The 9,126-nt window shown below is 56.7% G+C and carries 8 protein-coding genes, 1 tRNA gene and 1 pseudogene; 7 read left to right on the forward strand and 3 right to left on the reverse strand.

Annotated features, from left to right (window positions below; all coding sequences use genetic code 11):
* Nucleotides 1–279 precede the first annotated feature (279 nt).
* The gene (locus HNQ95_RS29575) at nucleotides 280–1,512 is read right to left on the reverse strand and encodes a tyrosine-type recombinase/integrase (protein WP_182575906.1); all 1,233 of its coding nucleotides are present in this window, start codon (nucleotides 1,510–1,512) and stop codon (nucleotides 280–282) included.
* A gap of 133 nt (nucleotides 1,513–1,645) precedes the next feature.
* On the opposite strand from HNQ95_RS29575, the gene HNQ95_RS29580 reads away from it, so the two are divergent.
* The 5 genes from HNQ95_RS29580 (at nucleotide 1,646) to HNQ95_RS29600 (ending at nucleotide 6,183) form a co-directional block, all read left to right on the forward strand.
* A tRNA-Arg gene (locus HNQ95_RS29580) sits at nucleotides 1,646–1,726 on the forward strand.
* A gap of 558 nt (nucleotides 1,727–2,284) precedes the next feature.
* Nucleotides 2,285–2,431, forward strand: a complete 147-nt coding sequence (locus HNQ95_RS29585; protein WP_015314521.1) for a hypothetical protein — start codon at nucleotides 2,285–2,287, stop codon at nucleotides 2,429–2,431.
* Nucleotides 2,431–3,141, forward strand: a complete 711-nt coding sequence (locus tag HNQ95_RS29590; protein WP_067955158.1) for a hypothetical protein — start codon at nucleotides 2,431–2,433, stop codon at nucleotides 3,139–3,141. The genes HNQ95_RS29585 and HNQ95_RS29590 overlap by 1 nt, the downstream gene beginning before the upstream one ends.
* A 66-nt stretch (nucleotides 3,142–3,207) precedes the next feature.
* Nucleotides 3,208–3,804, forward strand: a complete 597-nt coding sequence (locus tag HNQ95_RS29595) for a zinc metalloprotease (protein WP_067955156.1) — start codon at nucleotides 3,208–3,210, stop codon at nucleotides 3,802–3,804.
* 240 nt (nucleotides 3,805–4,044) lie between these two features.
* The gene (locus tag HNQ95_RS29600; protein ID WP_067955153.1) at nucleotides 4,045–6,183 is read left to right on the forward strand and encodes a hypothetical protein; all 2,139 of its coding nucleotides are present in this window, start codon (nucleotides 4,045–4,047) and stop codon (nucleotides 6,181–6,183) included.
* Nucleotides 6,184–6,486: 303 nt separating this feature from the next.
* Here HNQ95_RS29600 and HNQ95_RS29605 read toward each other — a convergent pair whose 3' ends face one another.
* Nucleotides 6,487–6,825, reverse strand: coding sequence for a hypothetical protein (locus HNQ95_RS29605; RefSeq protein WP_182575907.1), 339 nt, complete (start codon nucleotides 6,823–6,825; stop codon nucleotides 6,487–6,489).
* Nucleotides 6,826–6,842: 17 nt separating this feature from the next.
* Here HNQ95_RS29605 and HNQ95_RS29610 point away from each other — a divergent pair, with 17 nt between their 5' ends.
* Both HNQ95_RS29610 and HNQ95_RS29615 read left to right on the forward strand, forming a co-directional pair.
* Entirely contained in the window at nucleotides 6,843–7,994 is a 1,152-nt protein-coding gene (locus tag HNQ95_RS29610) for a hybrid sensor histidine kinase/response regulator (protein ID WP_182575908.1), read from the forward strand.
* 1 nt (nucleotide 7,995) lies between these two features.
* Entirely contained in the window at nucleotides 7,996–8,706 is a 711-nt protein-coding gene (locus HNQ95_RS29615; RefSeq protein WP_376769280.1) for a helix-turn-helix domain-containing protein, read from the forward strand.
* Nucleotides 8,707–8,844: 138 nt separating this feature from the next.
* Here HNQ95_RS29615 and HNQ95_RS33470 read toward each other — a convergent pair.
* Nucleotides 8,845–9,126: pseudogene (locus tag HNQ95_RS33470) on the reverse strand (hypothetical protein); the annotation flags it as partial.

Raw genomic sequence — 9,126 nt, forward strand, 5'->3', positions numbered from 1 at the left:
CTCGCAGTACTTATGGGATGGGCTGTCTCACCGTTTATTCCGTTGTCGCGCGAAGCGCGCCCCTCTTTGCGAGGTACGAACCGAACTTGGCCACCCTTTAAAACGGGCCAGTGCCTGTAAAGTTCACCGTGTCACTCGCACCCGAAACATAGGGTCTTGACATGCGAAAGTCAACACGCTACCGCCGAACGAGCGGTAGCGTGAAAGATTCGAATTGCCGACTATTTTTCAAGTTTGGATCCGGCTCAAGTCATCTTAGCATCACTTTGGCTGGAGATCTCATCTGCATCGCATTTGCCGCTCGATCTCGCCGGAAATCTTGTCAGCAGCAGCCACAAGGACACTGTCCAGCCGATGTGTGTATCGGCTGGTAATCCCGCTGCCGGAGTGACCCAGGCACGCGCCGATGGTGCTGTCCGAGTAATCCAGATCAGCACCGACCGACGCAAAGCTATGTCGCAAGGTGTGGGCTGTGACCCCCTCCAGCTTAGCCGCCTGCATGATGCGGTCCATCGCGCCCGCTAGGCCTCCATAGGGCTTGCTCTCGTCCCGCACGCCGGGCATGACGTAGTCACCCTTCTTGCGATCGATCCCCTTGAGTACGTCAATCGCTGCTTGGCCGAGAGGACGGACTGAGGCGCCCGTCTTGGAATCGCTCAAGCGGAGCGCCTTCCCATCGATGTCGACTTCGGGCCACTTCAGCCCCTCGATTTCGCCGCGACGGCACCCAGTAAAAGCCAGAAGCTTGACGCTGGCGATGGCCTGCCATGGCTCTTCACTGTCGGTCAGCACCTTGCCGAGGGCAGCGTATTCGGCTGCGTCCAATCGCCGTTGGCGCTGGCCGTCGTTCGGGCGCTTTACGCCTCGTGCCGGGTTCGCGTCGATGATGCCTTCGGACAGCGCATAGGAGAGGATGCCACCCAGAAGGCCGGCCGTCCGGCTAGCCGTGCCGGCGCCACCTTCGACAACAGCCTTGCCCCTCAGCTTGTCGGTCTTCTCGACAGTGGCAGTCTTGCCGGTCGTGACGTCGCGAATGAATTTCGAGATGTCGGACTGCCTGATGTCGATCACCAGCTTGCGTCCGAGCAGCGGCTTGATATGCCGCTCGATCCTGCCTTTGTCCGTGGCGAGGGTAGACGGCTTTTTCGGGCGGCCAGCCTTGCCCAGCACAAGTCCTTTCTCGACCGCAGTGATGTAGTCGTCGCACAGATCGGAGACGGTGAGGGATGTTCGCCGGGTTCGCTTCTCAAGCAGTGGATCTGCCTTCTGCAGCACGACGCCGCCGAGTGTTTCGATTGCCAGCTTGCGCGCCTGGTCGGTCGTGATGGTGCCATGGCGACCGATGGTCATGCGTCGGCGGCCGCCGTCGCTTGTCCTATAGTCGACGAAGTAGGTTCGGCTGCCCGAGGGCTGAACGTAGACGCCGAACCCCTTCAGCTCGCCATCCCATATCGTATATTGTTTGGTTCGCGGCTCGGCACGATCCACGACCGATTTGGTGAGCTTGGCCATTCTGTCCTGCTATTTCGAAAACTCACCAGATACTCACCATAAAATCGGAAACATGGGAAGAGGTGAGTAAACGCTAGCGATTGACAGAAAGGGGAAAGCCTCGTAATTTCATTGTGTTAGAAAGGATTGGCAAGCACAGGTAAATTCGAGGAAGTCCTTTACCAATGCCCTCCGAAGGCAGAGGTCACAGGTTCGAATCCTGTCGGGTGCGCCAATTTCAACATAAATATCAAATAGTTATCCGATCACGATTTTCGCAAGTGTCCTCGTTTTTTTGCGCGGAAGCACTACGGAAGCACAACAGACCGTACCAATTTCGACGTACCTTCCTGTGGAAAAATGCAATGGAGCTCTGCTCGACGATGACGCGGTAACCGAAGGCTGCCCATTTCGTTCGGGGGGAGCGTGTGCTTCTGGCGCTGTGTTGACCTAAAGATGTGAGGCTTAGTGGCGGTACCGGTCCGCGACGAAGACGGCCTGCCGCCGGGCAACATCTCCATCGATGAGCCGGCTGCGGAAGCCCCCGCGCAGGCAGAGCGCGTATATGCTGCACCCCGGACAACATGTCCCGGGACTAGGTTCTTAGTTCACAGCGGGGCGTTCATGGACTACTTTAGAGGTATTCATGGAATAGCCCATCTGCTCTTAAGGCGTTGTTTTAGAACGCTTGTGCAGCGTGATTGGCCGATTCCAAGGGAGGACTGGTTCTAGATAGACTAGTTGGGATCGGCTTTTTTCGCATCATCGACGCGAACCAAAAGGATCCTCGCCAATGGAAAAGGCGCCTGAACTCATCACTACTCTGGCCAACACGCCGGCCGTCATTCTCGCCCTTATGATCGCGCTCGCAGCCTTCGGCTTGGCTGCCTTCACGATCTGGGTCGTTCACGAGCACACCAAGCCGAAGGGGAAGCGCTAATGGCCCTGCAGAACTTCGTCCGCCTGCCGAATGCCTGGATCGAGGACCGTGGCCTCAAGGGCTTCACCTGGGGCAGGGAGAACCGAGTCGAGTGCCTAGCTGCTCTCATGACGCTCATGGTGATCGCTCAGCATACCGACCAGGAGACGGGTGCGGTGAAGATCACCTACGACAACCTGCATCGCGCGACCGGCCTCAGCCGGACGACGATCGCGGCCGGGCTCGGCCTCCTAGAGACGCGTTTCATCGAACGTGGTGACCGGCAGAGCGAGTTCCGGCTCCGCGACTTCGACCCGTTGCGTGGCTATGCGCTGCTGCCGGCGAAGCCGCTCTATAACAGCAAGGGCCAGATCGACTTCTTCCAAGAACTCAAGTTGCGTAGGCAGGTCGAACTGAATGCCATCAAGCTCTACCTTCTGATCGTCTCCAGGCGCGACAGAAATAACAATCTGGCGCATATTACGCACCAGAAGATCGAGGAATACACCGGCATCCACCACGACGACATCAAGCGCGCGGTGAGCTTCCTCGCTGGCAACGGAATGATCCACGTGGAGCACCTGCCTAGGCATATCAGCCAGTACGGCTACTCAAGCGCGTATCGTCTTGTGCACCTCCACACCTACCAGCACATGGGCACGGTCGGCCGGAACCTTGACATCGCTGACTTCGAACCAGTCATGGCGCGGATTAGGCCCGACGTTTTTTAGCGCCATCGCGAGCGCCATCTCCCATCTTTTGAGAGCTAAGTACTGGCGAGAACTGAGGGGCGACCGATGAACTTTGAGGACGAAGAGCGCGAGCGGGAGACTGATCTCCTGATGCATCTGGCGCGACACGAGCTCGGCCACCACGTTATGGCGCGGATCGTCGGCTTTAAGGTTGGCGACTTCAATATCGGCCAAGACACGCTGCAGATATACGGCCCCGGCGGTTCGTCTTCGACGAACATGATGCGGCCGTTGCGCACCAAAGAAGAAATCGTCACCTACTCTCGCGATCGATGCAAGGTAGCCCTTGCTGGCGTGTTAGCCGGAGAGATGGAAGACGCCGTCATAGTAGAGGCGCAGTCCGAGAACAAGTTGGAACACGGCGGAGGGCAAGACGACTACACCAAGGCAATCGAAAACATTCAGTTGCTCCGCAACATCCTCTACCCGGACAGCGACATCGACCAAGCCACTAAAGAGGTGCACGTGCTGCTCAAGGAGCTCTGGATGGAGACCATTCAGATCATCAGCGCCGAGGGGTTGATGATCGAGCAGCTCGCCACGGAGCTTGTCGAGCGGAAGATGAAGACGCCCAAAAAGGCGCTCATCCTGACGGCTGAGGAAATGGCTGAGCTTCCCCTGCTTAAAGAGCGCTTCGGGTAGCAGTGGTGGACGATCTCGGAAGAGTGAACTGCCAATGCAGGAGGTCTTTCGTGGTAGTGGTACGCGCTGCTGCCGACGCAGGATTTGGCCATCATCTTAGGGTCGTATAATGAACAGTGTGGACAGACATTATGCCCGTCCATGAGGCGGTGGCGGGGGCTTCTACCTGTCATCACTTGACTCTCAAATGGGCAGGCGACCAGTAGGCCGGCTTATGTTAGAGATTGGATCGAAACGAAAATGACGCTCGACATCAGGGGAAGCATTAAAAACACTAGACTCAGCTTTAACCAGTATGTCGTTGTTGAAGAACTTATCGCGAATGCCATCGACGCCTATCTGATCCGCAGAGCGGATGACCCCTCCGTACCGGGCATGAATGTCACGATCGAAGTCGACTTCTCGCCCGCTGACATGCTCGAAGACCGCGAAGTCATGAGTGTGTCCTGCGGCGACAATGGATGCGGTCTCGGCGACGAACAACTCAAGGCCTTTCTCACCAAGGATACGTCCTACAAGGACGACCTTTCCATTTCGGGTATCGGCAAGTGCAAGGGCGCCGGACGCATCCAGTTCTTCCATCACTTCGCGGCGATGACGATCGCCACTACTTACCATGATGGCGACAAATTCCTGAAGCGCGAGTTGCGCTATGCCGAGCCGCAGAAGCAAATCGAGGCCGCTGATTTCAGCATCGGTCCCAGCGTCGAAGCTGATATTGGAACCGTCATCAAGCTTGAGCAGTTCAAGGAATTGGTTCGCCCCCGGATATCTCACGGCGACGCCCTTAGTAGCCTCTTCTCCGCGCCTGTGCTCAAAAAGCAAATGCTCGTAGCCTTCTTGCAGCGGCTCGTCGGACTTGGAGAGCGGCTGGGCAACTTCGAGATCTGGTTCACCACGCGACATTGGAAGGACGAAGAGCCCCAGAACGAAGTGCTGCGGCTCGCCGATCTACCGGCCGTAACCGCGGAGCGTCCGATTGACGTCGAGGAGCGTGATCCGAGAACAGGCGACCGTCTCGGCAGCTGGCAAAGATTCAACCTCTCACATTATCAGCTCGACGCCGAGCAATATGACCTTCCGCGCAACGCCATCGCATTCTGCGCCAAATCAACGCCTGTAAAGGACATTACGGGACACTACCTTCGTACGCGCGCCGAGCAGAATAACCCAGTTGGCGGCTTCCACCATATCGTGCTTATCGAAGCCGATTATCTCGATGCCCGCGTCAACGAACAGCGCGATGATTTCGACAACATCCCGGATGAGATTCCGAGCGGCGACATGTTTTCCTCCGAGAGACTGTCCTATGCCGACATACATGAGGCGCTTGACCCAGTTATTGACGGGATGGTCACCCCGGCTGACTGGAACAAAAGCAATGTGCTCAAAGAGGCGACCTACCAGTTCGGCATCAGTGAAGCGATGCTCCAGGATACCAAGACCCGTATTGTCTATGGCGAATCCGCCCAGTCAGTCGCCGAACGCGTGTTGAGCAAATATCAGAAGGCCGTCATCGACGACACCGCCGCTATCTTCAACCTCAAGGAGGAGATCATCCTGGCGGAGCCGGACTCCGACGAGTTCCGGCAGAAAATCCATGAACTTTCATGGAAATATACCTCGTCGCTCAAGAATTTCGACATGGCCAACCTATCGCAGCTCATTGTGCGTCGCGCGGCCATCGTTGATATTCTCGATCTCGCGTGCGGCCAGCGGCTCGCCATGCAAGCGCCTGCCGACGGCGTTCGGCGCAGGGATGAGCAGATCATCCATAGCATCTTCTTCCCGATGCGCAGGGACAGCACCGAGACGACAGATCATGACATCTGGCTGCTGAGCGAAGAGTATCAATATTATGACTACATCGCCTCGGACATGCCGCTCGCAAACATCAAATGGAACGATGATACGAACGTATTCGAAAGCGATATCGACGAGGCGCTCCGGGCGGTTCTTGCCAAACGGACTACGGACAACGGCGGCAAGCGCCCCGATATCGCGGTCTTCAGCAAGGAGGGCTCCGCGATCATCGTCGAGTTTAAAGCGCCCGGTGTCTCAACCGATGAGCACATTGGCGATCTTTCGGAGTATGCCCAGCTACTTGCCGCGAAATCCGGCGGGAAACTTAGGAAGTTCTATGGCTACCTTATCGGCGACAGCGTCAATACGCTGCGTCTGAGCGGAAACTGGACGCCGTTCCCGACTGGCAATGGCTGGTTCCAGTCAAGCGAACTGAAGGATCCCGAGACTCGGCAGTCGCTCGGTGAAACTTATTTTGAGATCTTGCATTTCAACGATGTGATCGACCGCGCCAAAAAACGTATAGGCGTGTACCAGGATAAGCTCAAACTGGATTTTCGCCGCAACGACAGTTGAACTGCGACAGCGCTCGTAGGTCCGCCAAGCGCATTTGAGTTCTGTAAGCGGACTGGCAGGACTCGGCCCGCAACTGTCTTCGAATATTCCGAACCCGCAAATGGCGCTTTACGGATGTTTATGTAGCTTATTACGCTTTGACTGCGGCACGACCTCAGCGGCGAGTTCGCACAAATGCCGGTGGTGCGTAACACAAAATCGTCTTGACCACCTGAGCCATCATGCAGACGCACCGCTGATTTCTCTGGCGCTCATCTTTAGTTCTTCGGGTCCCGTTTCCGCGATGCCGGCTACCCAAACTGACTAGATGAACTTTGAACGATGCCTCTCCTCCGGGGCTACCCAGCTTTCTATGAAATCCAGCGGATCCGCGTTTCCCATCATTGCCTTCGCGAGCGCCAGACGCTCCTCCAGTCGCAGCCGGCGCCCGTCGTTCGTACACTTCAGACGCTCTTCAGCATCCGCGAAAAAGCGCTCGACCGTCATAGCCTTTCCCCACCTTTCGATAATTTCCGCAAGCTGCTGCTGGCTATCGGCAAGAGCTTGATCTGTCTTGCGGGCATCCTCTTGCCTTAGGTAGCGTTCCCACTCCTCCTCTCGCTCTTTTTTCCTTTTCGCCGCCGCCACATCCTCGGCGTCCATAAGGCGTTGCACATGCCATGCAGATGTATTTGGCGGTTCTCTACGAACGAATTCATGATCGCGAAGCCCTTGCGATCGTAGCTGATGTTCAGGGCGTGGCGGTTGCGACAGGACGGCTCTTAAACTCGCTTCTTGACATATCGCAATTGGAGGCAGGAGCAGTGGTGCCGCAACGCGAGCATTTCTTACTCCAAGACTTGTTTCAGCGGGTTTCGATTTCCTATTTGCCACAGGCTGTGGACAAGGGACTTGAGTTGCGTGTCGTGCGGACCACTGCCACGGTCTACAGCGACCCGGTCTTGCTCGAACGCAGCTTGGGAAACCTGCTGTCGAACGCAATCCGCTATACGACCACAGGTAAGGTGCTGCTGGGATGCCGGCGCCGAGGCGACGATATTGCTATCCAAGTGTGGGACACAGGCTCGGGAATTCCCAAAGACCAGGCTACCGCGATCTTTGACGATTTTCATCAATTGCATAATCCCGAACGCGATCGAGGTCAGGGACTTGGCCTTGGGTTGGCGATTGTGCGGCGGTTAGCTGATTGCCTGGGGCACTCGATAGAGCACAGCTCGAGCTTACAAAAGGGGTCATACTTCGGCCTGGTGGTAAAGCGAGGTGAGCCGGTGGTGGTGCGGGGCGAGGGCCAAGAGCGGGCGGAGCTCCCCAATCCTCTGGTTGGGCTTCGGGTGCTGCTCGTCGAAGATGACTATGCAGTAGCAGACGCGACGACCCAGCTACTCAATTCTTGGGGGTGTCTGGTCCTTGGGGCCAGGACTGCCGAGGAAGCATTGAAGATTGTCGATCAAGAAGTCGAAATGCCGGGGATCGTCATTGCCGACTACAGGCTTCCCGGCAAGTTAGACGGGGCTGAAGCTATCCAACGTATCCATGTTGCGCTGCAAACTGCGATACCTGCCGTTATTATCACAGGTGAAAGCGATTTGGCTGAGATCAAAGAGCTGGCGAAAATGGGATATCTCATTCTACGCAAGCCCGTCCGGCCTGCGAAGCTACGTAGGCTGATTACCCACCACGCGATCCGCCGCAGCAGTGCTGCATACTTTGATGAACCGCACACGCTCTTTGATCCCTCCGGCGGAGACGAACAGTGGCTCGTGCGTTCACTGCGCGATGAGCTAAACGGGGGACGCAATAGCCTTGGTTAAGGTGAGGAAAACCGAAGGCGACGCCCGCCTAGCAATTGGCGGAGAGGGGGGCTATCCGACAGCCGGCGCGTCAAGTTGGGGCTCGGCACCGCCGTCGATCTCTCCCCGGAATGGGCAGGCTTTGCAGCGGGAGAAGCTGCTCCGCGAAGCCATTGGCAGCGAGGTCCGGGCCCGCAGAAGAAATTTTGGCATGACAGCCACGCGCCTTGCAGCAGCTTCCGCCATTTCAACGGGAATGCTCTCGAAAATCGAAAATGGTTCCATATCTCCGTCGCTGGGCACTTTGCGAGCCTTGGCATCTGCACTAGCCACGCCGCTCACTAGCCTTTTTCGGAACTTCAATGAAAGACGCGATGCGATGCTGGTCAAGGCAGGGCGCGGCGTCAATGTCGAGAGACCCGGCACAGGTTACCAACTCAACCTTCTAGGGTGCATAGACTCCAGTTCTTGCGGCGTCATGATCGAGCCTTACCTTGTTACGATTACCAACGAGACCGAACCAAGGCCGATATTCAAATGTAAGGGAAAGCAGTTTATCTATATGCTTGAAGGTGAAATAATATACAGGCATAGCGATAATCTATATCGATTGTTACCTGGAGACAGCCTCTTTTTCGACACGGATACGCCGCATGGTCCCGATGAACTTACGGTGCTGCCGATCCGATACCTCTCGATTACCGCATGCGAGCGTGGTGCCGAAGAGAGATGAGGATAGCAGGCGACAGGTGTGGCTCGCTTTTCTCGATTCACCACGCCAGCGAGTGTCGGAGTGTGCGTCTCGTGGTTGCGTGTGCGCGATTTGAACCAGCATCGTGCCCCGGCGAAAGCTTGATCGGAGGCGTACCCGTCAGAGACGGAGGGAGCCGCGTCGACACGCAGACGATTTGGCCAACGGCACTTGGCTAGGTGCAAGCGCTTCGACATCAGCATCTTCGTCACCCGCGACCTCTGCAAACAGACGCGAAAGAGCGGCCTCTCTTGCCGGACGATCGAGGGCGTACGATGTTCGCGCAAAGCGCATTCCAGTCAGAAGTCCATTGACGTACCCCGCAATCGTGTCAGCCGCCATGATCAGCGCGGTATCAACGGTATGGATGTACCGGCTCGTCACTGTGCCACGCGAATGACC

It is taken from the genome of Aminobacter ciceronei (assembly GCF_014138625.1).
Taxonomy (GTDB): Bacteria; Pseudomonadota; Alphaproteobacteria; order Rhizobiales; family Rhizobiaceae; genus Aminobacter; species Aminobacter ciceronei.

What these genes read in the sequence shown, in the direction of transcription:
- HNQ95_RS29595 (WP_067955156.1), top strand. Translation starts at nt 3,208, where the DNA reads ATGAACTTTGAGGACGAAGAGCGCGAGCGGGAGACTGATCTCCTGATG.
- HNQ95_RS29585 (WP_015314521.1), top strand. Translation starts at nt 2,285, where the DNA reads ATGGAAAAGGCGCCTGAACTCATCACTACTCTGGCCAACACGCCGGCC.
- HNQ95_RS29605 (WP_182575907.1), bottom strand. Translation starts at nt 6,825, where the DNA reads ATGGACGCCGAGGATGTGGCGGCGGCGAAAAGGAAAAAAGAGCGAGAG.
- HNQ95_RS29610 (WP_182575908.1), top strand. Translation starts at nt 6,843, where the DNA reads ATGCAGATGTATTTGGCGGTTCTCTACGAACGAATTCATGATCGCGAA.
- HNQ95_RS29575 (WP_182575906.1), bottom strand. Translation starts at nt 1,512, where the DNA reads ATGGCCAAGCTCACCAAATCGGTCGTGGATCGTGCCGAGCCGCGAACC.
- HNQ95_RS29590 (WP_067955158.1), top strand. Translation starts at nt 2,431, where the DNA reads ATGGCCCTGCAGAACTTCGTCCGCCTGCCGAATGCCTGGATCGAGGAC.
- HNQ95_RS29600 (WP_067955153.1), top strand. Translation starts at nt 4,045, where the DNA reads ATGACGCTCGACATCAGGGGAAGCATTAAAAACACTAGACTCAGCTTT.